Source organism: Actinomycetota bacterium (genome assembly GCA_030774015.1).
In the GTDB taxonomy this organism is placed as follows: Bacteria; Actinomycetota; UBA4738; order UBA4738; family JACQTL01; genus JALYLZ01.
Map to the genome: position 1 here is coordinate 66,717 of JALYLZ010000134.1, position 24,705 is coordinate 91,421.

A 24,705-nucleotide genomic window follows, 5' to 3' on the forward strand; every position below is an offset into this window, starting at 1 on the left:
CACTACTGCCCCATGAGGTTCGACACGGTCTGGCCGCCGTCCACGACCAGCACCGATCCGGTGATCCAGGAGGCCAGCGGCGAGCACAGGAACAACGCGGCGTTCGCCACGTCCTCCGGCCGTCCCCACCGGCCCAGCGGGATGGAGGACAGGACCTGCCGGTCCCAGGCCTCGTTCTGCCGCCCCACCACGTTCATGTCCGTCTCGATCCACCCCGGCGCCAGCGCATTGACCCGGATCCCGGCCGACGCCCACTCCAGGGCCAGGGTCTTGGTCAGGTTGACCAGGGCCGCCTTGGCCGTGCCGTAGTACGACAGGCCCGGATTGGCGATGAACGCCGCCACCGACGCCACGTTCAGCACGCACCCGGACCTCCGCGCCAGCAGCACCGGCGCGGCGGCCCGGGTCACGTGGAACGCCGACAGGAAGTTGATGCGGAAGTACTTCTCGAACCCCTCGGGCCGGATGCTCTCGAGCGCCGACATGAACGGCGCCGCCCCCGCGTTGTTCACCAGGATGTCGAAACCGCCGAACGCCTCGACCGCCCGATCCACGAGGTTCTGGACGGCGTCGGGGTCCGACACGTCCGTCGGCACGGCCAGGGCCCGGCGGCCCGTGGCCTCGACCTCCTTGGCCGTGCGTTCCAGGTCGTCCTGCCCCCGCGCGGCCAGGGCGACGTCCGCGCCCGCCTCGGCGAAGGCCAGGGCGATCTGGCGTCCGATGCCCTTGCTCCCGCCGGTGATCACGGCCACCCGCCCCTCGAGCGACAGCTCGGTCATTCGCTTCCTCCTCGTCGACCAGCAGCCGGCCTTCGGCGTGAAGGCGCCTGATAAGGTCGGGCCATGGCCGCAATCGAACCACACCCGGCCCGGAGGCCGAAAACCGACCCCCGGTGGGAGCCCGGAGACTACCCGCGGGAAGAGCTTCGCCGCGCGGTCATCCGGGGCGGCATGGCGGGTGTGGTCAGCCATCCCATGGACAACGTCCTTTGGAAGATCGGGCTGCTGTGCGACGGCGACCCGGTGGCGCAGTTCGGGCTGAGCGGCCTGACCGGTGTCACCCGGGCCGAGGTCCTGGCCATGGTGGGGCGGGCCTCCGGCTTCGAGCCGGACCCGAACGTGCGGTGGGGACCGGTGCGGGTCGACCCGGAGCCCGTGCTCCTGGCGTGTGAGGCGGTGGGTGACCGGCTGGCCCTGGCCTGCCGGCGGCGCGAGCGGGTCGTCCTGGCCACCGGGCACCCCACGGGGCTGATCCAGCTGTACGCGGACGTGGGCCGCGAGCTGGCCGAGCGCGGCGTCACCCTGCTGCGGCCGGCGGACGGCGCCTCCTGGTCGGAAGGGGGCCGCCACCGCGAGATTCGCTACTTCCAGGGCGTCGCCGTGCTGACCGACCGGGCCTCGGCGCTGCACACGCACAGCCCCTCGCCGATGCAGGTGGTGCTGGCCGCGGAGCGCCCCGACCTGGTGTTCGCCGACCACGGCTGGGCCGGGGCCGCCATCGAGGCCGGGATCGACACCATCTCGATCGCCGACGTGAACGATCCCGCCCTCATCGTGGCCAAAGAGCTGGGGCGAACACAGGCCGTTGTGGTGATGGACGACAACGTCCGTCCGGACGCCTACTGGCCGTGCTTCCAGGCCATCGTCGGCCGCCTGCCCTGATCCCGGGTCGGCGGGAGCCCTTGCGCCGCAAGTAGAATCCCCTGAAGGCGAAGTCCTTTCGCGAGAAGTCGCTGCGACGAGGTGTGCGTGAGCTGATGGGTGTTTCGATGATGACCGTGGACCGGCTGACCGAGCAGGAGCGCCTGCGAGCCGTCCGGACCGACTCGACCAGCATGTCCCGCCCGAGCGGCGGGGGTCGATGTCCGGACGCCACCTTCGTATCGACCACCTAGCCAGCACGCACCCCGCGCAACGGCGCCTCCCGAGAGGGAGCCGGTCGAGCGTGCGGAGGCGGAGTGGACGAACACACGGCGATCGCCGAACGGGCCGCGGCCGAGCACCACACCGTGGCCCTCATCGGTGGGCTGGACACCGGGAAGACCACCCTGGCCGCCATGATGATCCGGGCGGCCCTGGCGGCCGGGCGAACCGCGGCGTACCTCGACGCCGACCTGGGCCAGAAGTCCGCCGGGCCCCCGACCACGATCGGCATGAAGGTGATCCGCTCGGAGGAGGACCTCGAGGCCGACCGGCTGGCTCAAGCCGATGCGTGCTATTTCGTGGGGGCCACGTCGCCGCAGGGGAACCTGCTGCCCGTGGTCACGGGGGTGGCCCGGCTGCTGACCCTGGCCCGGGAGAGCCTGCAAGCCGAGTTCGTGGTGGTGGACACCAGCGGGCTGGTCTCGGGCGTATACGGCCAGCTCCTGAAGTACCACAAGCTGGAGCTGGTGCGGCCCGACCTGGTGGTCGGCCTCCAGCGTGGGGAGGAGCTCGATCCACTGCTCGGGATCGTCCGACGGTTCTTCAGCACGCAGGTCGTGACGCGCGGCGTCCATCCCGGCGTGGTGCCCACGTCGGTCGAGCAGCGGGCGGCCAACCGTGAGCACGCCATGCGCCGCTACTTCGGCGACTCGCCCTCCCGGTGGCGGGTCAAGCCGACGGTGTTCATGCCGACGCTCCCGGCGTTCTTCGACCTCACCCAGCTGGACCGGCTGGTGGTGGGCCTGGCCGACGGCGAGGGCGGCTACCTGGGGATCGGCTACCTGGAGCACTCCGGCGAGGAGGGCATCCTTCGCCTGATCTCGCCGGTGGCGGACGCGCCCAAGGCGCTTCGGCTGGGGTCGGTTCGCCTGGACGAGGAGTACCGGGCCAAGCGGGTCGACCTGCGAAACCTGTTCGGGACCGACTGACCGACTACGCCGGTCCGGCGGCGGTGGTGATGGCCACGGTGACGTCCGTGCGGCCCGGGCACTCCACCAGCAGCGAGACCGTTCCGGTGGCGTTCTTCCCCGAGAAGTCCAGGCGGGCGGAACCGCTGCTCTGCTGCGGGGTCGCCACCAGATATCCGGCCCCCGACAGGGCTCGCTGGTAGGCGTCGAGGGCCGGGCCCAGGTCGGAGTCGATCGCGGCGATGATCTCGGTGGTGGGTGCCTTCCGCTCGACGCCGATGATCGCGAGTCCGGCCGGCGTGGGAAACGCCTTCGCCGCGTCGGGCACGGTGGCCAGGGTGGGCGGCGCGGGGCCGCACCCTCCCCCCGAGCCGTTGCCTGAGCAGGCCGGCACCACCAGCCCGAGGGCCACCACCAGCACCAGTGCGAGCTTCACGGTTCCCTTCGCTCGACGACCTCCGCGGCCCTCCCGGCAGCGGCGGGCAGCGGCGGCCGAGTGTACGGCACGGCCCCGGAATGCGGGGGCGGCCAGCAGGGGCCGCTTCCCGGTATCCTCAGTGCGTGCCGTCCCTCGTCAAGAAGCGTCGCAAGAAGATGCGCAAGAAGAAGCACAAGAAGCTTCTGAAGAAGACCCGTTGGCAGCGCCGCCAGCAGGGTCGGTAGTCGCGCACCCCCCGGCACTTCCCCTTCTGCCATAGTCCTGGGTCGTGACGCGGCCGATCGTGTTCCTGTCCGACTACGGGCTTCAGGACGAGTACGTCGGCGTCTGCCACGGGGTGATCGCCCGGATCGCTCCCGAGGCCCGGGTGATCGACCTGTCCCACGCCATCCCTGCCCACGATGTCCTCCGGGGAGCGGTGATCCTGGCCGGTTCCTCCCGGTTCATGCCCGAGCGGGCGGTGTTCCTGGCGGTGGTCGATCCGGGAGTCGGCACGCAGCGGCGCTCCGTGGCCATCGAGACGTCCTCCGGCGCCACGCTGGTCGGCCCCGACAACGGCGTGCTGTCGATGGCGTGGGACGAGCAGGGCGGGGCCGTCCGAGCCGTCGAGATCACCTCGTCACGGGTCCTGCTGGACCCGGTATCGGACACCTTTCACGGTCGGGACGTGTTCGCCCCGGCGGCGGCCCACCTGGCCGCGGGCCTCGGCCTGGAGGACCTGGGGCCGGCCGTTCCCCTGGACGTCCTGGTCCGTGTCCTGTTCCCTGCTCCGACCGCCGGCCCCGACGGCCTGCACTGCGTGGTCCTGTCCGCGGACCGCTTCGGGAACCTCCAGCTGGCGGCCCGGCCCGCCGATCTCGAGCCGGCCGGTCTGGCCGAGGTATCGAGGCTCCAGGTGACGGCGGGCGACTACATCCTGGAGGTCCCGCGAGCCCGTACGTTCGCGGACCTTTCCCAGGCGCACGCGGGCATCACCGTGGACTCGGCCGGGTTCCTGGCCCTCGTGGTGAACGGCGGGAGCGCCGCCCAGTCCTTCGGGGTCGGGCCCGGGGACGACGTCCTGCTGGCCCGGCCGGGCTAGCCTCGGCGGAGGGGAGGGGAGATGCTGAAGGGCGAGCGGGTCATCCTGCGTCCGATCGAGAAGGAGGACGCCGCCCGGCTGTGGGAGCTGCTCCAGACCGTCGAGGTGAAGACTCGAGCGGAGGACCGTCCCCCAGTGCCGCGTTCCCGTTCCGAGGAGGAAGCGGAGTTGGAGCGCGACCCCGGCCCGGGCGCTGGAGAGAGTGCGTGGTTCGCCGTGGAGGCTGAGGGGGAGGTCGTCGGCATGTGCGGCCTCCATCACATCGACCACTACAACGGTGTCTGCGACCTCGGCGTCAAGCTCGGCCAGGAGTACTGGGGCCGCGGGTACGGCCAGGACGCCATTCGCACGATCGTCGAGTACGCCTTCCGTCACATGAACATGCGCAAGGTCGGCCTGGGAGTCCTGGCCGACGACGCCCGGGCCGTGGGCGCTTACCGGAAGGTGGGTTTCGTCGAGGAGGGCCGGCTCCGCCAGCAGAACTGGCACGACGGGGCGTACCGGGACACCCTTCGCATGGCCATCCTGCGGGACGAGTGGCCCTCCGCCGGGAGCCAGCCCGTCCGGTAGGCTCTTGGGCGTGGGCCAGCGAATCCTGATCACCGGCATCTCCCGGTTCCTGGGCGGCAAGCTCGCCCAGCGCCTGGAGAAGGACCCCGACGTGGAGTACCTGGTCGGGGTGGACCTGGACGAGCCGGAGGTGGACCTCGACCGTACGGAGTTCGTCCGGGCCGACATTCGCAACCCACTCACCGTGAAGGTCCTCCAGACCACGGAGGTGGACACGGTGGTGCACCTGAACGTCGTGACCACGCCCACCCGCGTCGGCGGCCGGACCGCGATGAAGGAGATGAACGTCATCGGCTCGATGCAGCTCCTGGCGGCGTGCCAAAAGGCCGAGACGGTCCGCAAGTTCGTCATGAAGTCCACCACGGCGGTGTACGGGGCCGACCCCCGCGACCCGGCGGTGTTCACCGAGGCCATGTCCTCGCGCTCGGTCCCCCGGCACGGCTACGCGAAGGACTCCATCGAGATCGAGCGGTACGCGCGGGACTTCGGCCGCCGGCGGGGCGACGTGGACGTGACGCTCCTCCGCTTCGCCAACTTCATCGGGCCGGACATCGAGACCACGCTCACCCGCTACTTCACGCTGCCGATCATCCCGACGGCCCTGGGCTACGATCCGCGTCTCCAGCTGCTCCACGAGGACGACGCGCTGGAGGTGCTGTACCGATCGGTCCGGGAGGACCATCCGGGCATCTTCAACGTGGCCGCGGACGGCGTGGTGTACCTGTCCCAGGCCGTCCGGCTGGTGGGCCGGCCGTGGGTTCCCGTGCTGTTCCAGCTGGCGGAGCCGGTGGCGAACCTGCTCCGGCGGACCGGCCGGGTCGACTTCCCCACCGACCAGCTGCCCTTCCTTGTGTACGGACGCGTGGTGGACACACGACGGCTGAAGTCGGAGTTCGGGTTCACGCCCGCGTTCACCACCCGCCAGGCCCTGGAGGACTTCGTGGCGGCGCGGCGGGTCCGCCAGGTCGTCTCGCCGGCCCGGGTGGAGCAGTGGGAGCGAGAGGTGTACGACTTCCTGCGCCGCAAGGGCCAGGAGCGGTTCGAGCGATCGAGGGCGTGAGGCCATGGCAGAGGTGATCTCGCTTCGGGATGCGCGCCGGGGGGCGGAGCCGGAGCGGTGCCAGGCCCTCACCGCCAGCGGGAACCGGTGCCGGAACCGCGCGGTGGGCGAGACGGGGTTCTGCCGGGTCCACCTGCCGCAGCGGCACGAGCGCATCGGCCCGTTCGAGGCGACCACGGTCCAGTCCACGCTGGAGTTCCTTCGCCGCCGCCTGACCGGCGACTACGAGGTCGACGAGTACGGGTTCGACCAGGAGCTCACCGAGCGGGTCCTGGCGCCGTTGATGCGCCCGCTGGACCGGCAGTACTGGAGGATCGACTGGCGAGGGCTGGAGAACATCCCCGACCAGGGCGCGGCGCTGCTTGTGGCGAACCACTCGGGCACGGTGCCGGTCGACTCGGTGGTCATGAAGTTCGGCGTGTACGAGCACCACCCGATGCACCGGCACGTGCGGCTCTTGGCGGCCGACCTGGCGTTTCGCATGCCGTTCGTGGGCCCGCTGGCCCGCAAGATGGGCAACACGCTGGCCAGCCCTGAGGACTCCCTGCGCCTGCTGGAGGACGGCGAGCTGGTGGGGGTGTTCCCGGAGGGATACAAGGGCGTGGGCAAGGGGTTCCGGGAGCGGTACCGGCTCCAGCGGTTCGGGCGGGGCGGGTTCATCGAGCTGGCCTTGAAGGCCCGGGTGCCGCTGATCCCCGTGGCCATCGTGGGGGCCGAGGAGATCTATCCCATGATCGGGAACGCGAAGCTGATCGCGCGCCTGGGCGGGTTCCCGTACTTCCCGATCACGCCGCTGTTCCCGTGGTTCGGCCCTCTGGGGGCGATCCCGCTACCGTCGAAGTGGATCGTGGAGTTCGGGGAGCCGATCCACACCGAGGACTATGACGAGGACGCCTGGCAGGACGCCATGCTGGTGTTCGAGCTCACGGATCGAATCCGCGACCACATCCAGCAGATGCTGTACCGGAACCTGATGTCGCGCCGGAGCGCTTTCTTCTGATCTAGCGTGACCGCCTCGCCGGGTGACGTCCGTGAAGAACGCAGGGTGGTGACGGCCATGTTCGCCGACCTGGTCGGGTCCACCGCACTGGGTGAGCGCCTGGATCCCGAGGACCTGAAGCTGATCGTGTCCGATGCCGTCGCCCGCATGGTGACGTCCGTCGAGGCGTTCGGCGGCATCGTCAAGGACCTCGCCGGCGACGGGGTCCTCGCACTCTTCGGCGCACCCGTGGCGCACGAGGACGACCCCGAGCGAGCGATCCGGGCCGGGCTCCGAATCGTGAGCGAGATCGGGGACTTCGCTCGCGAGGTCGACCGCGGCTGGGGCATCGAGAGCTTCGGCGTGCGCGTCGGCATCGACACGGGCCCGGTCGTGGTGGGCGCGATCGGGGCCGGCGACCGGGTCGAGTATGGGGCCCTCGGGGACGTGGTCAACACCGCCGCCCGGCTCCAGTCCCACGCCGCGCCGGGCACCGTGCTCGTGGGCGAGGAGACCCATCGGCTGGCCAAGCCGATGTTCGGGTGGGATGCGCCCGTCTCCCTGGACCTGAAAGGAAAGGCACAGCGGGTGACAGCACGAACCGTCGTGGCCGCGCTTGGACCCGGGCCGGCCACGCGGACGCGGGGCCTCGAGGGCGTGCATGTGCGGATGATCGGGCGCGAGCGTGAGCTCGAGACCGGACGCCGGGCGCTCGACGCCGTCCGAGAGGGCAGCGGCGGGATCCTGTATCTCGTGGGCGAGCCGGGGATCGGCAAGACGCGACTGCTCGGCGAGCTCCGCTCCACCTTCGACTCGGCCGCCGCGCCGGAGGGGCGGCCGTTGTGGATCGAGGGGCGGTGCGTGTCCTACGGCGAGTCGCTGCCGTACTGGCCGTTCCGTGACCTGCTCCGAACGTGGCTCGGCGCGGCGATCGACGAGCCCGAGCTGCGGCTGCGCGTCGCGCTGCGGCGAAACGTCGAGCGGCTGTTCGGCGGCCGCTCCGGAGAGATCGAGCCCTACCTCGGGCAGCTCCTAGGGCTCAGGCTCGAGCCGGGGGCCGCCGCCCGCCTGGCGGAGCTCTCGCCCGAGGCCCTGCAGTACCGGACCTTCGAGGTCGTTCGGACCCTGCTCGGCCGCCTGGCCGAGGACGGCCCGGTCGTCGTGGCACTGGAGGATCTGCACTGGGCCGACGCGACCTCGCTGCAGCTGCTCGAGCGGCTGCTCGCCGACACCGAGACGGCGGCCCTGCTCCTGGTGCTCACGATGCGCCCCGAGCGCGACCACGCGTCCTGGCGCGTGAAGGAGGTCGCCGCCCGCGATCTCCCGCACCGGGCCAGCGAGATCTCGCTCGAGGCACTCTCCGGGGACGGGGGCCGCGAGCTCCTGCATGCCCTGATCGGCGCGGGAACCCTTCCCCAGGAGATGGAACAACGGATCCTCGAGCCGGCCGAAGGGAACCCCTTCTTCCTGGAGGAGCTGGTGCGCTCGCTCGCGGACGCCGGCGCGCTGGTGCACGAGGACGAGGGCTGGCGCTTCGACCACGCCGTCGTCGTCGAGATCCCGCCCACCGTCGAGAAGGTGATCCTGTCGCGGATCGACCGGCTCTCACCCCCGGCGCACCTCGCATTGATGGCCGCGTCGGTCCTCGGCAGACAGTTCGGCCTGCCGCTGCTGGAGGCGCTGATGCCGGGACGCGACGGCCAGATCCGCTCCGCGCTCACCGAGCTCCAGCGGCTGGACCTCCTGCGCGAGGGTCGCCGCTGGCCGGAGCCCGAGTACCGTTTCAAGCACGCCTTGATCCAGGAGGCGGCCTACAGAACGCTCGTGAAGAACGGGCGTGAGCGGATGCACCGCATGGCGGCCGAGTGGCTCGAGAAGCGCAACGCCGGCCACGAGGACGAGGTCGCCGGGCTCCTCGCGCATCACTGGCTCGGCGCGGCCGACGAGGAACAGGCCGTCGCGTACCTCACCAAGGCGGGCGACCGCGCGCGCCAAGCGTATGCGCTCGACGAGGCGATCGGGCACTACCAGGAGCTCTTGCCGATCCTGGAGCGTCGCGGGGAGCGCCAGGTGATGGCGCTCGTGCTCTTCAAGCTCGCCCTGGCGCTCCACATGTCGCTGCGTTTCGCCGAGGCGAACGCGACGTACCAGCGGGCGTTCGGGCTCTGGACGCCACCGCTTCCGTCGTCCCAACCGGCGGCTGCCGTGCTCCGCGTCTCATCGAGCTTCCTGCCGAACGACCCCGATCCCCGCTCCGCGATCGCCTGGCCGAACATCCAGCTCTGCATGCAGCTGTTCGACCGGCTGGTCGAGCAGTGGCCGGAACGCACGATCGTGCCGAACCTGGCCGAGCGCTGGGAGATCGCGGACGACGGCTTGCGCTACGTGTTCCACCTGCGCGAGGGGCTCGCGTGGTCGGACGGGACGCCGCTCACGGCTCACGACGTCGAGTTCGGGATCAAGCGGGTGCTCGACCCGGACGAGCCGGGTTCGAGCGTCGCGATCTACTTCGTCCTGGAGAACGGGCAGGAGCACTACCTGCGGCGGAACCCCGACCCGGACACGATCGGCGTCCGGGCGCTCGACGACCGCACGGTCGAGTTCCGCCTCGTCGCGCCCGCGCCGTACTTCATGAGCGTGATGAACCGTCCCGACGGCGGACCGCAGCCGCGGCATGCGATCGCAGCAGCGGGGGAGATGTGGACCGAGGCTGGCCGACAGGTCGTGAGCGGACCGTTCGTGGTGGTGGAACGGGACGCGGACCGCCTGGTGCTCAAGCGCAGGCCGGACTACCTCGGGCCTCGCGTCGGCAACGTACGGCGCGTCGAGGTCGTCCGGAGCCAGATCCCCGACGCGCTCGATCGATACGACCGAGGCGAGCTGGACCTGGTCACGGTGCGGTACACGCCGCGGATCGCTGACCTGGTCGAGCAGGGCGGGCCGGACGCCGTCGTCGGTCCCGCCGGCTGGTCGGGATACCTCGCGTTCGATCACGCGGATCCGGCGCTCTCCCACCTCGACCTGCGGATCGCGCTCGCCCGAGCCGTCGACCGGGACGCGCTCGTCGCGACGATGCCGGCGAACCTCGTGCTCGCGACCGGCGGCGTGGTGCCGCCGGCGCTTAAGGGCCACACGCCCGACATCGCGCTGCGGTTCGACCCGGAGCTCGCGCGGGAGCACCTGGCGCGGAGCGGCTTCGAGGGGTCGCTGGCGGTCGCCTCGCTCGAGGGAGATCGCGTGCTGATCGAGCCCGTGGCCTCCAGCTGGCGCGACGTGCTGGGCGTGCCGGTCGAGGTCCGGTCCTGGACCTGGGACATGCTGCCATCGATGGGCGACCCCCGCGAGGTGGCGCCGATCATCTTCACGGGGTGGCTCCCGGGGTACGCGGACCCCGAGTATTTCCTGCGGCTGCTCTTCCAGAGCGACAGCAAGACGAACGAGGGGCGGTTCTCGTGGCCGCCGTTCGACGAGCTGATCGAGCGGGCGCGTCAGGAGCGAAGCGACCGCGGGCGGCTGGAGCTCTTCCACGAAGCCGACCGGATGGTGGTGACCGAGCGGGTGGCGTGCATCCCGCTCGTGTACGGCCGCAGCATGGCGATCGTGAAGCCGCGCGTGCACGGCTGGCGCGAGTTCGGCAAGACATCGGCGAACTTCGCCGACCTCTTGGTCGATCCGCGGGACGCGGACGAGCCCACCACGGCGTGACCGCTGGTCAGCGACACGGCAACGACCGCGGTCAGCCGAGCGCCTTCGGGGACAGCTTCCACCTCCGCTCCATCGCCTTCAGCAACGCGTTCGCCAGGCGGTCGTTGCCGGCCGCGGTGAGGTGGATCCCGTCTCCGTCCCGGACCAGCTGGAGGTCTCCCTTCGCGTCCGGGAGGTAGGCGCTGTAGTGCCCGTTTCCGTCGGTGAACAGGCCCCAGGTGTCCAGGAACAGCACGCCGGGGTACTTCGCCGTCTCCTCCCCGTAGATGTCGTCGAGGGCCCGGATGTTGTGGCTGAACGCTGGGTCCTGCATGACCGGGAGCCCCACCCATGCCACGTGGGCTCCTTCCGCCGTGGCTTCCCGGACGAACCGGTCGACCCGGGCCCGATAGGCCTGGCCCCACCGCTTGTCTCCCACCCCGAACCGGGCGATGGCGTCACCGGACGGCGTCTGCACGGCCTGCGGATCGTTGCCGCCCAGCATGACCACCACGACATCGGGGCGGTACCGGGCCGTGTCGGTGCTGAGCTCGAGCGGCCAGTTGAAGTAGTCGGGCCGGGACAGGCCGGTGGAATGCTCGCCCTTCTCGATCAGGCGGACGGTGCCGGAGTCGAAGGCGCGGGCCAGGCCGAGCTCGATGTCCTCGGCGAAGCTGTCCCCGACCACCAGGACCCGGAGGGGATGCGCCGGGGTCGGCACCCGGAGCGGGGGGACCTCCGATCGGCCCGTGTTGCCGCCGCCGGTGCGGCCCGCCGAGGGTCGCTGGTGGCCCCCGCCCCGCGGCGAGCCCTGGCCCGTCCCTCTTCCCGACGGCGTTCCGGTTCTCGGGCCGCCGCCGGCGGCTCCCGGGGACCCCGGCTTGCCCGATCCACCGAGCGACGGCCCCGTTGATGGCTGTGGCCCGTCGGCCAGCATCCCGCCGCCGGGGCTGACCCGGTCCGGGTCGTGCCCCGCGGCCCGCTGGAACACGCTGGCCAGCCGGTCCAGGAACACCAGATGGCTCAGGCCGTCCAGGGGACCGAGGACCGCCAGCGCGGCGGTCCGCCGGGCGCCGAGCGGCGACGCGTCCGCCGACTTCCGGAGCGAATGCGCCGACAGCAGCCCCCACAGGCCGAAGCAGATCCCCATGACCACCAGGACCTGCCCCGCGGCCAGGCCGTGCCGGTCCGTTCCGGGGATGGACCGGCGGCGCAGGGCCAGCCACGGGCGCCGGCGGACCTCGTCGAGGTCCGGGACCGGCTCGAGGCTCGGAGCGCCGGTTCCCGGACGCCCCGGCACCGGCGCCGGCTCCATGCCGGGCTCGGGAACGGCCGGACGGTGCGCCGCGTGCACGCCCGAGGCCGGCCCCATCCGGGCCCGCCTCGCTCGCCTGGTCTCGCGCTCCGTCTTCATGGCCTAGAACCGGAAGTAGATGAAGGGGGCCACGCCCTGCGGCCCCAGCGTCGTGACGGCGAACAGCGTTCCGCCGAGCGCCAGCCCCTGCGCCACCACGCTCAGACGGGAGAAGCCGACCCGGACGCGCTCGCCCAGGTCGCTCGGCGCGTACTGCATCCCGATCCCGAGCGCGATGGCCCCCATCACCAAGGGGGTGGCCAGCGGCGCCGGCCCCCACGCCGTGAACAGCCGCCGCAGCAGCGTCCACGCCGTCCCGAAGGAATCCGCCCGGAAGAACACCCATCCCAGGCATACCAGCGCGAACGTCCCCACGCGCTGGCGGAGCCGGGCCCCGGGTGTCTCGTCCATCTCGGGGAGACCGGCCTCGAGCCGGCGCTCCCGGCGCCACCGCCCGGTGCACTGCCCGACCCCGTGGAGGCCGCCCCACGCCACGAACGTCCAGTTCGCGCCGTGCCACAGCCCTCCCAGGAGCATGGTCAGCAGGATGTTTCGGTAGGTCGTCCACCGCGGGCCCCGCGAGCCGCCCAGCGGGATGTACACATAGTCCCGCAGCCATCTGGACAGGGTCATGTGCCAGCGCCGCCAGAAGTCCTGGAGCGACCGCGCCGTGTAGGGCCGGTCGAAGTTCTGCGGGAAGCGGAACCCGAGCAGCAGGGCCACCCCGATGGCGATGTCGGTGTACCCGCTGAAGTCCGCATAGATCTGCACGGCGTAGCCGACGACCGCGAGGAGGATCTCGAGCGAGTGGTGCTGCGCCGGCGCGCGGAACACGGGGTCGACGATCGCCGTCGCCAGGAACGACGACAGCACGACCTTCTTGAACAGCCCGCCCATGATCAGCGACGCGGCACGCGAGGAGTCCACGTTGCGGGGATCCCGCCGGGCTCGGATCTGCGGCACCAGCTCGTTCGTCCGCACGATGGGCCCCGCCACCAAATGCGGGAAGAACGACAGGTACACGAACGCGTCGAGCCAGCCCGCCGGCTCGGCCTCCCGCCGGTAGACGTCGACGACGTAGCTGATCCCCATGAACGTGTAGAAGCTGATCCCGATGGGCAGCAGCACGGAGATCAGCGGGAACGGCGAGTGCACGCCCAGCCGGTTGAGCCCGTTGTAGACGTTCTGGACGAAGAAGTCGTAGTACTTGAAGTAGCCGAGCAGCCCGAGCAGCCCGGCCACGCCGCCGATCATGGCCCACCGGCGCTGCCGCTCGGTCTTCGCGTGGTGCACGCCCAGCGCGCCCAGCTGCGCGATCGTGGACGAGGCCGCCAGGAGCCAGACGTAGGACGTCGTCCACCAGCCGTAGAAGACGTAGCTCGCCGCGAGCATGAACAGCTTCCAGCGCACCGGGTGCGGGTTCAGCAACCAGTGCCCCAGGAACACGACGCCGAAGAAGACGGCGAAGTCGATGGTGGGGAAGAGCATGTTCAGTTAGCTCCCGGCCATGGGATTGCGCGCAGTCTAGGCCCTCGTGGCGGCCACGCTCAACGCCCCTGGTCAGGAAGGGTTTTCCCGCCCCGCGGAGCGCTCACGCCGGACGTTCCCGGACCACCTCGCGTGGGTCCTTGTCCTCTCGCAGCCCCAGGAACCGGGGATGGCGGAGCTGGCCGTCGCGGGTCCACTCCGTGAAGCCGATCTGGGCCACCAGTCTCGGCTCCACCCAGTGCACGCCGGTCCGGGGGAGTCGGCCGGCGGTGAACGACGGCCGAGAGCGCTTGATGGACCGGAGCTGGCGGACCAGGCGCTCCAGGGTCCGGTCGTCGAATCCCGTTCCCACCTTCCCGGCGTAGACGAGGTCCTCGTCACGGTAATGGCCGACCAGGAGGGCGCCGAACCCCTCCCTCGACCCCTGGGGATCGGTGTAGCCGCCGATCACGAGCTCCTGCTCGTTGACGCACTTGAACTTCAGCCAGTCCCGGGAGCGCCCGTGCACGTATGGCGCATCCGCACGCTTGGCGATGACGCCCTCCCAGCCCTTCCGGCAGGCCTCCTCCCAGTAGGCCTCACCCTTCGTGTTGCGGTGGGCGGTGAACCTGAGGGGATCCCGAAACGACAGCAGCCGTCGCAGGACCGATTTCCGGTGCCGCTGCTCCAGCCCGGCGAGGTCGAACCCGTTCACGTGCAGGACGTCGAACACGTACAGGAACACGGCGACGCCCGACTGGCGGGCCTTCTCCGGGTCCCGGATCTGCATCCGGCGCTGGAGGCGCGCGAAGCTGGTCCGGCCCTCCTCGAACGCCACGATCTCGCCGTCCACGACGAAGTCGTCTGTGTCCTGGGATCCGAGGGCCTCGGCCAGCTCGGGGTAGTGGCCGTTCAAGGCCAGCCGGTTCCGTGAGAGCAGCCTGACCTTCCCGCCGCTCCGGAAAGCCAGGCACCGCTCGCCGTCGAACTTCGGCTCGAAGGTCCAGCCCGGATCCGAGAACCGTCGTTCGGTCAGCGTGGCCAGCATCGGCTGCACCCAGGCAGCCTGCCTGGCCCGGACCAGGCGTGATCGGGCGTCGTCAGGGAGGCGGTCCAGCGGATCCATCCCGTCAAGTGTTCCCACGAGCGCCGTGAGCGCAAGCGCCCAGGCCGTGGCGACCCCCCACCGCCCCGCGGGTAGCCCGCGGCGCTGCGGGTATACCCGACAGGTGAGGATCAACGAGGCCCGGGACGCCCCTCGAGGCATCCGCCGGCCCTACAAGCTCTTCACGTTCGGCGCGGACAAGGAGACGGAGCACAAGGAGCCCACGGCGGCCCGAGCCTCGGCGTAGCGATCGCGGGGAGCCAGGTCCGCCGGCGGTCAGATCCAGCGGCGGCGCTTGAAGAACAGCCACAGCGCGGCCGCCGAGCCGGCCATGATGCAGAGGACGTAGACGAACCCGAGCGCCCCCAGATCCGGCGATGGCAGCAGCTTGTAGTTCGTCCCGTAGATGCTGGCGATGAACGTGGGGACCGCGATGATGGCGGCCCACGCCGACAGTTTCTTGTTGACCTCGTTGAGGACGTCGGCCTGCACGCCTCGGGTCAGGTCCAGCACGGCGTCGGCCAACTCCTCCACGCTGCGGGCCTGGGCCCTGATGCGCAGGACGTGGTCGTGGACGTCGCGGAACAGCTCCTCCGTGTCGGCTGGGCATGTCCCCGAGGGTCCGGGTGGACATGGAGGTCTGGCGAGCGACCCGGAGGGCGGTGGCCTCCAGCTCCTCGACGTCGCCCTCCAGGCGGCCGGCGATCGACTCGTAGCCGTCCACCACGGTGTCCAGGAGCGCGTGCAGAAGCCGGTCGGCGCTGCGGGCTTCCTCGTCCAGGGTCTCCACGCGCTTGCGGGCCTCCGCCACCATCCGGTCGGCGCCGCAGTGCATCACTACCAGGAAGTCGTCCCCGAAGAAGCACGCGATCTGCCGCTGCTCCAGCTGACCGCGAACCTCGTCGAGCTGGTGCATGACCAGGAACGAGTGGCCCTCGTACCGTTCGAACTTGGGCCGCTGCCGGGGGTTCAGGGCGTCCTCGACGGCGAGCGGATCGATTTCCGAACCTGTCCACCAGGACCTGCACGTCGCCCGGCCCCGCCCCCGAGACGTCGGCCTCCACCCACAGCACCTCGGTGTTCCCGATGGGCCGGCCGGCCGACCCCGGAGAAAGTGGAAGCGTTCTGGTCAGGGAGCGGAGGGCGAGGGGGTCACGCAGGAGCCGGCGGAGGGCAGGCCGCCGGGGGTCTCGGGGCCGCACGGGGCCCGATCATGACCTCCCAGGACGGCCTGGACCACGGCCGCTCCGACCAACACCAGGAACAGCGCGATCAGCATGATGAGGGTCGCCCGGCGCATCCGGGGCGCAGGCTAGCAGAGGCCGTCCGGCCCGCCGCCCTCGGCCGCCCCCCGCCGGACTCGGCCCAAAGAAAAAGCTTCGCGCCGCAGGAAAGACGGCGCGAAGCTCAGCTGGAGGTGGAGTGGCCTCAGCTGGTGAATCTGGTGATGGCCCACACCAGGAACCCGATGATGGCCAGCACGATGATGATGATGGCGGTGTACTTGATCGCTGCGTAACCGGCGAGGCCATTGCGTTCCGGCTCCACCGGGCCAGGTTCGTGTGCATGCGGTTGATAGGCCATGCTCGTTTCCTCCTTCCGCAACTGACTGGGTGTGTTCCCCGAACGGCGGTATCGGAAACTCCCCCGGTCGGGGGAGAGCGGTCAGCGACCGGCCGGGCGCGCCTGGAGCAGGCGGGCCTCGCAGAACTCCCGGTTGCGAACCAGGACCTCCTTGAGGGCCCGGTCGTCCCTGAAATAGGGCCGGAGGTCGAGCTCGAGCGACACGGTCCCGGGGAAGCCGTCCTCCACGATCAGGTCGAGGAACTCGGCCAGGGGCAGGAATCCGTCGTACACCGGGAGGTGGGAGTCCCACCCCTTGCCGGCGTTGTTCGACAGGTGGATGTGCAGGAGCTTGTCCCGGTAGCGCCGGTACATGTCCAGGATGTCCAGCTGGGCCACCGCGGCGTGGCTGGTGTCCAGCACGAGGTAGGGGTTCCGGTCGAGCTCCTCGATCTCCTGCCCGGAGTGAAAGGTCAGCCCGCGCTCGCCGGGCAGCCGGACCGGGAACATGTTCTCCACGGCGATGGCGACGCCGGTCCGGGCGGAGAACTCGGCCAGGTCGTGCTCGACCCAGCGGCGGAACCGGACCTGCCACCGGTATGGCGGGTGGATCACCACCAGCGACGCGCCCACCGATTCGGCCAGCTGCACCGCCCGGACGATCTTGCCGGTGGGGTCGGTCCCCCACACCCGCCTCGTCATCAACAGGAACGGCGCGTGCACGACGTGCACGGACAGGTCGAACTCGCGGGTGGCGGCATTGAGGAGGTGGGCTTCCTGCGTGACGGGGTCCTGTGTCACCATGACCTCGACGCCGTCGTAGCCGGCCTCCGCCACGAGCCGGAGCCCCTCCCGGAGCGGGAACCGGTAGAAGGGGGCGGTGGAGAACAGCAGCCTCGGCGGCGACTTCAAACGCTTCGACCTCTCGGGCTCAAGGGGGGCGACGGCCGAGCCATTGTATCGGCGCTGCGCGAAGCGCCCCCAAGAGGGGCGTGAAGCTTTGATGTCGTTTGCCGGAACCGAACATGTCCCGCCGGGGGCCGCGCTCCGGCTATCCTCCTGGCGACCATGAGCGAGGACGACAACCTTCCCGCCTGGAACGGCAAGGCCGGCCGCTACGAGGTCTGGTTCCTGACCGCCTCCGACGGGCAGATCGGGTACTGGATCCGCTACACGCTGCTGGCGCCGACCGGCGCCGCGCCGGAGGCCCGGCTGTGGTTCGCCCGGTTCGACCGGGACCGTCCCGAGGACATCCTGGCCCTGAACCGGGGTCTGCCCATCGAGGATTACGCGACGGGAGGGTCGGATAGCTTCGAGGTGCGCATGGGAGATGCCTTCCTGCGTTCCGGCCGCGCGGAAGGCGCGATCTCGGGGGGAGGCCACGAGGTGTCGTGGGCCCTCAGCTTCGACGTCGGCGAGCCCACCTACCGGCTGCTGCCGGACGCGCTGTACCGGGGGGGCCTGGCCCCCACGAAGCCGTTCTCGCCCAACCCGCGCACCCGGTTCACCGGAACGGTCACCGTGGCCGGGCGGGAGCACGTGGTGGAGGAGATGCCGGGCCAGCAGGGCCACCTCTACGGGCCCCGGCATGCCGAGCGCTGGGTCTGGGCGGCCTGCTCGGCCTTCGAGGAGGACGGCGACGTCGCCATCCAAGCCCTCACGGCCCAAGGGAAGCGCGGGCCGTTTGTGACTCCCTTCACCACGTTCGTGGGCCTGCGATGGAGGGGGCAGTGGCTGCGGTTCTCGAAGCTTTCCCGGCGCCGGGACTCGGCGCTGGGGGCCTGGCGGATCGACGTGGCCAACCGGCGGTTCCGCCTGACCGGCCGGGTGGCCGGCGATCCCGCCTACCTGGTCCAGGCCCGGTACATCGACCCCGACGGCTCCGAGCGGTACTGCCACAACACCGAGGTCGGTTCGTCCAGGTTTGTCCTGTTCGAACGGCGGGGGGCCGGGTTCGAGGAGGTCGCCGTGCTCATCTCGGTGGGGACCACGCACGCCGAGTGGGCCGGCCGGACGCCGGCCCCCGGGGAGTTCACCCCGCACCGCCCGGTGGGCTGACGAATCCGCCGTTGGGCGCCGCGCGCCCGCTACACTCCGGCGGCAATGAACGCGTCGGACGTGCTGGCCCGATCGGCGGCCCGGGTCCCGGACCGGACGGCCCTGCTGTTCCGGGGCCGCCCGGTCACGTACGCGCAGCTGGACGCCGCCGTGGACCGGGCCGCCGCCGGCCTGGCCGGGCTCGGCCTGGAGCCGGGAGACCGGGTGGCGTTCCTGGTCGGGAACGTGCCCGAGTTCGTCCTGTCCCTGTACGGGACGTGGCGGGCCGGCGCCGTGGGCGTGCCGCTCAACGTGATGCTGACCTCGGCGGAGGTCGGTGCCATCCTGGCCGACGCCGGGGCCAGGGCGGTGGTGGTGGAGATGACCTACCTCCCCACGGTCCTGGGGGCCCGGGACCGCCTCCCCGACCTCGCGCACGTCCTGGTGGTGGCCGGACCACCCGTCCCCCCGGGAACCATGTCGTTCGAGGAGGCCCTGGCCGACGCCGGCGACCCGCCCCCGGCCGGCCCTGAAGGGGCGGCCGACGGGGAAGGCGGCGACGGCGGCCTGGCGCTCATCCAGTACACGTCCGGGACCACCGCCAACCCCAAGGGCGCCATGCTCACCCACGCCAACCTGACGGCGAACATCGAGCAGATGAAGGCGGTCCCCACGGCGGTCACCCAGGACGACGTCGTGCTGGCCGTGCTCCCGCTGTTCCACATCTACGGGCTGAACGCCATCCTGGCCACGGCCCTGGATGCCGGGGCCACGACCCTGCTGGTGGAGCGGTTCGACCCCGAGGAGACCCTCCAGCTGGTGCAGCGCCACGGGGTCACGGTCCTGCCGGGCGCTCCGCCCATGTTTTCGGCGTGGCTCGCGCTTTCCGAGCCCTCACCGGCGGCCTTTCGCTCCGTCCGCCTGGCCCTGTCCGGCGCGGCCCCGCTCCAGCCCGAGGTCCAGGAGGGGTTCCGGGACCGGTTCGGTGTCCCCTTGTGGGACAGCTACGGGCTCACCGAGGCCGCGCCCGCCGTCACCACCAGCGCCCTCGGCGAGACCCCCCGCTGGGGCTCCATCGGCCTGCCCCTGCCGGGGGTGGACGTCCGGCTGGTTGACGAGCGGGGCGACGACGTCGAGGAGGGTGACCCGGGCGAGATCGTGGTGCGAGGCACGAACGTCTTCCTGGGCTACTGGAACCGGGAGGAGGACACCCGCGCCTCCATGTTCGAGGGCGGGTGGCTCCGCACCGGCGACGTGGCCGTTCGGGACGAGGACGGCTACCTGTACCTGGTGGACCGGAAGAAGGACCTCGTCATCGTGTCCGGCTTCAACGTGTACCCGAAGGAGGTCGAGGAGGTCCTGATCCGCCATCCCGGGGTCCAGGAGGTCGGGGTCATCGGCATCCCGGACCCGCGCACCGGCGAGGCAGTGAAGGCCATGGTGGTGCTGGAGCCCGGCGCCACCGCCACCACCCAGGAGCTGGCAGACTTCGCGGCGACGTCCCTGGCCCGGTTCAAGGTTCCCCGAGAGATCGAAGTCGTCTCCCAGCTCCCTCGCCTCCCCACCGGGAAGGTCCTGCGCCGGGCCCTCCGAGGCCAGGAGATCCTGGGCGGGACCCCGGAACCGCAGGAGCCGCAGGGCACGTAGGGCCCTTGGAGCCTTCCGGCCGGCGGCTCCGTAAGATAGCCCGGCCATGTGGGTGTTCCCGCTGCTCGCCGCGCTGGTGGCGGCATCGTTCACCCTCCTTCTGGTCCGGCAGTACCTCCGGCGGAGGCGGTCCTACCAGGCCGTGTGGGCGTTGGCCTTGGGGATGTTCGCGGGGGCCTCCTTCGTGGTCTTCCTCGGCGTCCTGCGGGGCTGGTCGGTGGGCGAGTTCCGCGCGTACTGGCTGCTCGGGGCGGTGCTCACGGTCCCGTTCCTGGCGCAGGGCGAGGTGCACCTGCTGGTGAAGGACCGCCGCGTGGCGGCCGGGGTGCTGCTGGTCCTGCTGTTCGGAACGGCGTTCGCCGTCTCCCGCATCCGCTCGGCGCCGGTGGACGTCTCCGCGCTGGCGGCCCATCTGCCCTCCGGGACGAAGGCGTTCCGCCACGATCAGTTCGCGCTCCAGCTGGCGCGGCTGTACAGCATCCCCGCGTACGTCGTCCTGCTGGCGGGGACGTTGTGGTCGGCGTGGCGGATGCGCGGGCGCCCGGAGCTCCGGGACCGGTTCGCCGGGACGCTCGCCATCGCCGTCGGCGCCACCATCGTGGCCGCGGGTTCCGCCTTCGCCGCCACCGGCAACTCCACGGGCTTCTCGCTCACCCTCGCCGCCGGGATCGCCGTGATGTTCTACGGCTTCCTCCGAGCGTCCCGGCCGGCTCCCTCGCCGGGGCCGACGCTCGAAAAAGCATCCCTCCGGTAATCCGTCCGGCGCACCGCCGCGAAGCTAGGGAGGTCGTCGACGTCCTCGGGGGGGAGGTGATGACCGAGGACCCGGCGGAGAGTCCGGCGGGTGCTTCGGCGGCCCGCCCGATCGAAACGAAAGCGAAAGGAGGTATCCCTTGCCTGTCGGCAAACGACTTCGCACAGCGGCGGTCGCGCTCGGTGCCACGATGGCAGTCGGCACCGGCCTCATCGCAGGCCTCGGTCCGAACGCCGTCCTGGCGTCAAGCCACCGCGAGGCGCCGCTGGTCGCGGCCGATCCTCAGGTTGACGGGACGGACCTGTACGCGTTCAAGAGTCCCGACAAGCCTGACACCGTGACCTTCGTCAGCAACTGGATCCCGTTCGAGAAGCCCCAGGGCGGCCCGAACTTCTTCGCGTGGGCGGACGGGGTCCGCTACGACATCAACATCGATAACAACGGGGACGCCAAGCCGGACGTGATCTACCGGTGGGTGTTCCACAGCCACTACCGGACGCCGGGCAACTTCCTCTACAACACCGGCGTCGTCACCAGCCTGACCGACCCCGACCTGAACTTCTACCAGACCTACACGCTGACCGAGATCGACAACGGCAAGGCGCACACCCTGCTGAAGAAGGCGATCTCGGCGCCGTCGGACGTGGGGGATGCCTCCATGCCGGACTACGCGGCGCTGCGCGGCCAGGCCACGAAGAAGATCGACGGCGGCAAGGGCACGACCCTGGCCGGGCAGTCCGACGACCCGTTCTTCCTGGACCTGCGGGTGTTCGACCTCGCCTACGGGGGCGACCTCAGCGAGGCCGGGACCGACACGCTCGCCGACTTCAACGTCAACACCCTCGTGCTCCAGGTCCCCAACACGGACGTGGAGCAGGGTGGCGACGGGAGCCACATCATCGGCGTGTGGACCACGGCCGAGCGCAAGTCCACCCGGGTCGAGGACAGCAAGGGCAACCTCACCGCCAAGGGCAAGTTCGTCCAGGTCTCGCGCCTGGGCAATCCCCTGGTGAACGAGGTCGTCGTCCCGGTGTCGCTGAAGGACTACTTCAACGGCTCCAAGCCCAAGAACGACGCCCAGTTCCTGGGTGCGGTGCAGGACCCGATCCTGCCCCAGGTCCTGAACGCGGTGTATGGCATCCCCGTCCCGGACTCCGACCCCAACACGGCCGGGATCCAGCGGGCCGACCTGATCAGCGTGTTCCTGACGGGGCTCAAGGGCCTGAACATGCCGCCGCACGGCAGCCCGAGCGAGATGCTCCGCCTGAACCTCAGCACGCCGTTGTGCACCACGGCATGCTCGACGCTCGGAGCGGTGGGTGGCGACGTGCAGGGCTTCCCGAACGGCCGGCGCCTCTCGGACGACATCATCGACGAGGCGCTCCAGGTCGTCGAGGGCATCCTGCTGCCCAACCCGCCGTCCATCGTCGGACAGCTGGGTGACGGCGTGAACGCGAACGACGTGCCCTTCGAAAGCACGTTCCCCTACGTCGCGCTTCCGCACTCCGGTTCGGAAGCCAGCTAGGTCGGGGAGGGCACACGTTGAAGACGGTGGTCGATGGGGGGGTCCGCATGGAGGCGGGCCCCTCCACGCCCCCCGGGCGGGGGCGGGTCCGAAGGGGTGGGCGCGTGCTCGCCGCGGTAGGGCTCGCCCTCGTGCTGTTCGTGGTGGGCGGTATCGGGCTGTTCCGGACCGTGGGAAAGCAGCCGGCCCAGGGGCCTTCCACGACGGACTCCCGTTCCACAGGGTCCGCCCTCGCGGAACAGCCGGTCATCCTGTCCGGGACGCTCCAGGACGCCATCGCCAGCCTCCAGCAGCGGCTCCGGGCCGCTCCGGAGGACTGGCAGTCCTGGGCCAACCTCGGCCTGGCCTACGTCCAGGAAGCCCGTGTCACCGCAGACCCCCGGTACTACCCGAAGGCCCAGGGCGCGTTGGAGCGGTCGTTGCGGCTCCAGCCGGACGGGAACTTCTCCGCGTACACGGGCGAGGGCGCACTGGCCCTGGCCCGCCACGACTTCGCGGGCGGCTTGCGGTGGGGAGACAAGGCCAGGGCGGTCAACGCCTACAACGGAAACGTGTACGGGGTGATCGGCGACGCCCAGATCGAGCTGGGCCGGTACCACCGAGCGTTCGCCACCATCCAGCACATGGTGAACCTCAAGCCCGACCTGTCCTCGTACGCCCGGGTGTCGTACGCGCGCGAGCTCCAGGGCGACGTTCCCGGTGCGATCCAGGCCATGCGGATGGCCTTCGACGCGGCGGGCACGCCCGACGACCAGGCCTTCGCCGCGTACTACCTCGGGGAGCTGTACTTCAACAGCGACCGAACGGACCGGGCGGCGGCGTGGTACCGGAGGGGCGCACAGCTGGCCCCCGAGTACTTCCCGCCCCAGGAAGGGCTGGCCCGGGTGGCGTGGGCAGACGGGGACGTCCAGGAGGCCATCCGGCTGTACCGCGGCATCGTTTCCCGCTACCCGCTCCCGCAGTATGTGATCGCGCTAGGCGACCAGTACACGGCCACGGGGCAGACCGCGGAGGCGCAGCGGCAGTACGCGCTGGTCCGGGTGGAGGAGAAGCTCTTCCAGGCCAACGGCGTCAACGTGGACCTCGAGCTGGCCCTGTTCGACGCGGACCACGGAAATCCCCGGGCCGCGGTGGCCGCCGCGAAGACGGAATGGGGCCGCCGGCACAGCGTCCTGGTGGCCGACGCCCTGGGGTGGGCGCTCCACGCCAACGGACACGACGCCGAGGCCCTCCGGTACGCCACGTTCGCCACGAAGCTCGGGTACCGGAACGCGCTCCTGTACTTCCACCGAGGGATGATCGAGAAGGCGCTGGGTGACGCCCCGGCGGCCCGCCGCGACCTTCAGGCGGCGCTCGACATCAACCCTCGCTTCTCCATCCTGTACTCGCCGGTGGCGGCGCAGGCCCTGGCGGCGCTGGGAGGCCCGGCGTGAGGAAGGCGCTCCGGGCGGTGGCGGTGGCGGGCCTGGTGCTGGCCGGGCTGTTCGTGTGGGCGGGACCGGCCTCCGCCCACCCGCTCGGGAACTTCACCATCAACCTGTACAGCGGCCTGGTCATCGAGCCCGGCCGCCTCCAGGTGAACTACGTCCTGGACATGGCCGAGATCCCCACGTTCCAGGAGATGCCGAGGATCGACACCGACGGCGACGGGACCGCCAGCCCGGCCGAGCGGTCCGCCTACGCGGCGGCCAAGGCCGGGCAGCTGGTCCGGGGCGTGACCGCGACGGCGAACGGTCGGAGGATCGCGCTCCAGGTGGTCTCGAGCTCCATGCGCTTCCGGCCGGGCCAGGGCGGGCTCCCCATCCTGCGCCTGGAAGCGGAGTTCGCCGGCGCCGTCCCGAGGACGGGGACCCTGGAGTACCGGGAGGGGAACTACGCCGGCCGGATCGGATGGCGGGAGATCACGGCGGTCGGCGCCGACGGCGCCACCGTGCGCGGCTCCGACGTGCCGGCCCGCAGCATGAGCGACGCGCTGCTGTCGTATCCGACGGCCCTGCTGTCGAGCCCGCTGCACGTGACCACCGCCACGCTCCAGTTCGAGCCCGGTGCGAGCGGGGCCGCCCCGGCGCTTCCCTCGGCGGGCGCGGAGAGCGCCCGGCCCGGCATCACCGGCGGAGCGTTCGCCCGGCTGGCCACGTGGACCGGCCTCTCCGTCCCGGTGTTCCTGCTGGCGCTGCTGCTGGCCATGGGGTTCGGCGCGGTGCACGCGCTCCTGCCCGGCCACGGCAAGACCATCATGGCGGCGTACCTGGTGGGCGCCGGCGGCCGCATGAAGCAGGCCGTGCAGGTGGGCCTGGCCGTGGCGTTCATGCACACGGCCTCCGTCCTCGGCATCGGAGTGGGCGTGTTCCTGCTGGCGCAGTTCGCCCCGGAGCAGGTCTACCCATGGATCACACTCGCGTCTGGTCTGCTCGTGGTGGGTCTCGGCGTGGGCCTGCTGCTCAGTCGCCTGCGGTCGAGAGCCGCTACGGCTCACGCCCATCCCCACGTCGAAGCGCCGAAGAATGGCCATGCGATGACTCGCGAGTTGGTTGGTGCGTCCGTGAGTGGCCCGGTCGGGGCGCTGGGGCCGGCCGGCGGTCCCTCGTGGGCCAGTCCCCCCCCCAACCC

General features: G+C 71.1%; 22 protein-coding genes and 1 pseudogene. 15 read left to right on the forward strand and 8 right to left on the reverse strand.

The features are described from left to right. Positions 1 to 2: 2 nt before the first annotated feature. Positions 3 to 779, reverse strand: coding sequence for an SDR family oxidoreductase (locus M3Q23_13625; protein ID MDP9343099.1), 777 nt, complete (start codon positions 777 to 779; stop codon positions 3 to 5). Positions 780 to 842: 63 nt separating this feature from the next. Here M3Q23_13625 and M3Q23_13630 point away from each other — a divergent pair, with 63 nt between their 5' ends. From M3Q23_13630 to M3Q23_13640, 3 genes are all read left to right on the forward strand, one after another. After that, a complete protein-coding gene (locus tag M3Q23_13630) occupies positions 843 to 1,661 on the forward strand; it encodes a phosphatase (protein ID MDP9343100.1) in 819 nt (272 codons plus the stop codon). Positions 1,662 to 1,756: 95 nt separating this feature from the next. Further along, the gene (locus M3Q23_13635) at positions 1,757 to 1,894 is read left to right on the forward strand and encodes a hypothetical protein (GenBank protein MDP9343101.1); all 138 of its coding nucleotides are present in this window, start codon (positions 1,757 to 1,759) and stop codon (positions 1,892 to 1,894) included. Between the two features lie 63 nt (positions 1,895 to 1,957). Beyond that, positions 1,958 to 2,851: a hypothetical protein gene (locus M3Q23_13640; protein ID MDP9343102.1), complete on the forward strand. Its 894-nt coding sequence runs from the start codon at positions 1,958 to 1,960 to the stop codon at positions 2,849 to 2,851. Between the two features lie 4 nt (positions 2,852 to 2,855). Here the strand turns inward: M3Q23_13640 and M3Q23_13645 are convergent, their stop codons facing one another. Then, positions 2,856 to 3,266 (reverse strand): hypothetical protein, encoded by a 411-nt coding sequence (locus M3Q23_13645; GenBank protein ID MDP9343103.1) that lies wholly within the window; start codon positions 3,264 to 3,266, stop codon positions 2,856 to 2,858. Between the two features lie 125 nt (positions 3,267 to 3,391). Between M3Q23_13645 and M3Q23_13650 the strand changes: the two genes are divergently transcribed. The 6 genes from M3Q23_13650 to M3Q23_13675 are packed head-to-tail and all read left to right on the forward strand — an operon-like array spanning position 3,392 to position 10,664. Beyond that, positions 3,392 to 3,493 (forward strand): AURKAIP1/COX24 domain-containing protein, encoded by a 102-nt coding sequence (locus M3Q23_13650; protein ID MDP9343104.1) that lies wholly within the window; start codon positions 3,392 to 3,394, stop codon positions 3,491 to 3,493. Between the two features lie 44 nt (positions 3,494 to 3,537). After that, complete coding sequence (locus M3Q23_13655; protein MDP9343105.1) at positions 3,538 to 4,350, forward strand: SAM-dependent chlorinase/fluorinase; 813 nt, start codon at positions 3,538 to 3,540, stop codon at positions 4,348 to 4,350. Positions 4,351 to 4,371: 21 nt separating this feature from the next. Then, positions 4,372 to 4,920, forward strand: a complete 549-nt coding sequence (locus M3Q23_13660) for a GNAT family N-acetyltransferase (protein ID MDP9343106.1) — start codon at positions 4,372 to 4,374, stop codon at positions 4,918 to 4,920. 10 nt (positions 4,921 to 4,930) lie between these two features. After that, entirely contained in the window at positions 4,931 to 5,980 is a 1,050-nt protein-coding gene (locus tag M3Q23_13665; protein ID MDP9343107.1) for an NAD-dependent epimerase/dehydratase family protein, read from the forward strand. A 4-nt stretch (positions 5,981 to 5,984) separates the two neighbouring features. Further along, positions 5,985 to 6,980: a 1-acyl-sn-glycerol-3-phosphate acyltransferase gene (locus M3Q23_13670; GenBank protein ID MDP9343108.1), complete on the forward strand. Its 996-nt coding sequence runs from the start codon at positions 5,985 to 5,987 to the stop codon at positions 6,978 to 6,980. 6 nt (positions 6,981 to 6,986) lie between these two features. Next, positions 6,987 to 10,664 carry an ABC transporter substrate-binding protein gene (locus tag M3Q23_13675; GenBank protein ID MDP9343109.1) on the forward strand — a complete coding sequence of 1,226 codons (3,678 nt, stop codon included), beginning with the start codon at positions 6,987 to 6,989 and terminating at the stop codon, positions 10,662 to 10,664. A 31-nt stretch (positions 10,665 to 10,695) separates the two neighbouring features. Here the strand turns inward: M3Q23_13675 and M3Q23_13680 are convergent, their stop codons facing one another. From M3Q23_13680 to M3Q23_13705, 6 genes and pseudogenes are all read right to left on the reverse strand, one after another. Next, positions 10,696 to 12,057, reverse strand: coding sequence for a DUF459 domain-containing protein (locus M3Q23_13680; GenBank protein ID MDP9343110.1), 1,362 nt, complete (start codon positions 12,055 to 12,057; stop codon positions 10,696 to 10,698). Positions 12,058 to 12,060: 3 nt separating this feature from the next. Further along, positions 12,061 to 13,485 carry an MBOAT family protein gene (locus M3Q23_13685; GenBank protein ID MDP9343111.1) on the reverse strand — a complete coding sequence of 475 codons (1,425 nt, stop codon included), beginning with the start codon at positions 13,483 to 13,485 and terminating at the stop codon, positions 12,061 to 12,063. A gap of 103 nt (positions 13,486 to 13,588) precedes the next feature. Continuing rightward, positions 13,589 to 14,512, reverse strand: coding sequence for a non-homologous end-joining DNA ligase (gene ligD, locus M3Q23_13690; GenBank protein MDP9343112.1), 924 nt, complete (start codon positions 14,510 to 14,512; stop codon positions 13,589 to 13,591). 333 nt (positions 14,513 to 14,845) lie between these two features. Then, positions 14,846 to 15,542 (reverse strand): annotated as a pseudogene (locus M3Q23_13695) (magnesium transporter CorA family protein). Positions 15,543 to 15,698: 156 nt separating this feature from the next. Further along, complete coding sequence (locus tag M3Q23_13700) at positions 15,699 to 15,869, reverse strand: hypothetical protein (protein ID MDP9343113.1); 171 nt, start codon at positions 15,867 to 15,869, stop codon at positions 15,699 to 15,701. Between the two features lie 365 nt (positions 15,870 to 16,234). Next, positions 16,235 to 17,044 (reverse strand): sugar phosphate isomerase/epimerase, encoded by an 810-nt coding sequence (locus M3Q23_13705; protein MDP9343114.1) that lies wholly within the window; start codon positions 17,042 to 17,044, stop codon positions 16,235 to 16,237. A gap of 156 nt (positions 17,045 to 17,200) precedes the next feature. Between M3Q23_13705 and M3Q23_13710 the strand changes: the two genes are divergently transcribed. From M3Q23_13710 to M3Q23_13735, 6 genes are all read left to right on the forward strand, one after another. After that, positions 17,201 to 18,190 carry a hypothetical protein gene (locus tag M3Q23_13710; protein MDP9343115.1) on the forward strand — a complete coding sequence of 330 codons (990 nt, stop codon included), beginning with the start codon at positions 17,201 to 17,203 and terminating at the stop codon, positions 18,188 to 18,190. 45 nt (positions 18,191 to 18,235) lie between these two features. Then, on the forward strand, positions 18,236 to 19,816 hold the full coding sequence (locus M3Q23_13715; GenBank protein MDP9343116.1) for a long-chain fatty acid--CoA ligase: 1,581 nt from the start codon (positions 18,236 to 18,238) through the stop codon (positions 19,814 to 19,816). 46 nt (positions 19,817 to 19,862) lie between these two features. Next, entirely contained in the window at positions 19,863 to 20,570 is a 708-nt protein-coding gene (locus M3Q23_13720) for a hypothetical protein (protein MDP9343117.1), read from the forward strand. 190 nt (positions 20,571 to 20,760) lie between these two features. Next, on the forward strand, positions 20,761 to 22,095 hold the full coding sequence (locus M3Q23_13725) for a DUF4331 domain-containing protein (GenBank protein MDP9343118.1): 1,335 nt from the start codon (positions 20,761 to 20,763) through the stop codon (positions 22,093 to 22,095). A gap of 26 nt (positions 22,096 to 22,121) precedes the next feature. Beyond that, positions 22,122 to 23,528 (forward strand): tetratricopeptide repeat protein, encoded by a 1,407-nt coding sequence (locus tag M3Q23_13730; GenBank protein ID MDP9343119.1) that lies wholly within the window; start codon positions 22,122 to 22,124, stop codon positions 23,526 to 23,528. After that, positions 23,525 to 24,705: nickel transporter (locus M3Q23_13735; GenBank protein MDP9343120.1), on the forward strand; the 1,181-nt coding region annotated here is incomplete at its 3' end. The genes M3Q23_13730 and M3Q23_13735, both read left to right, overlap by 4 nt.

Coding starts and splice junctions, on each gene's coding strand:
- M3Q23_13670 (MDP9343108.1), top strand. CDS start 5,985: ATGGCAGAGGTGATCTCGCTTCGGGATGCGCGCCGGGGGGCGGAGCCG.
- ligD (MDP9343112.1), bottom strand. CDS start 14,512: ATGCTGGCCACGCTGACCGAACGACGGTTCTCGGATCCGGGCTGGACC.
- M3Q23_13725 (MDP9343118.1), top strand. CDS start 20,761: ATGGCAGTCGGCACCGGCCTCATCGCAGGCCTCGGTCCGAACGCCGTC.
- M3Q23_13680 (MDP9343110.1), bottom strand. CDS start 12,057: ATGAAGACGGAGCGCGAGACCAGGCGAGCGAGGCGGGCCCGGATGGGG.
- M3Q23_13630 (MDP9343100.1), top strand. CDS start 843: ATGGCCGCAATCGAACCACACCCGGCCCGGAGGCCGAAAACCGACCCC.
- M3Q23_13625 (MDP9343099.1), bottom strand. CDS start 779: ATGACCGAGCTGTCGCTCGAGGGGCGGGTGGCCGTGATCACCGGCGGG.
- M3Q23_13715 (MDP9343116.1), top strand. CDS start 18,236: ATGAACGCGTCGGACGTGCTGGCCCGATCGGCGGCCCGGGTCCCGGAC.
- M3Q23_13720 (MDP9343117.1), top strand. CDS start 19,863: ATGTGGGTGTTCCCGCTGCTCGCCGCGCTGGTGGCGGCATCGTTCACC.
- M3Q23_13635 (MDP9343101.1), top strand. CDS start 1,757: ATGGGTGTTTCGATGATGACCGTGGACCGGCTGACCGAGCAGGAGCGC.
- M3Q23_13685 (MDP9343111.1), bottom strand. CDS start 13,485: ATGCTCTTCCCCACCATCGACTTCGCCGTCTTCTTCGGCGTCGTGTTC.
- M3Q23_13660 (MDP9343106.1), top strand. CDS start 4,372: ATGCTGAAGGGCGAGCGGGTCATCCTGCGTCCGATCGAGAAGGAGGAC.
- M3Q23_13700 (MDP9343113.1), bottom strand. CDS start 15,869: ATGCGCCGGGCGACCCTCATCATGCTGATCGCGCTGTTCCTGGTGTTG.
- M3Q23_13710 (MDP9343115.1), top strand. CDS start 17,201: ATGAGCGAGGACGACAACCTTCCCGCCTGGAACGGCAAGGCCGGCCGC.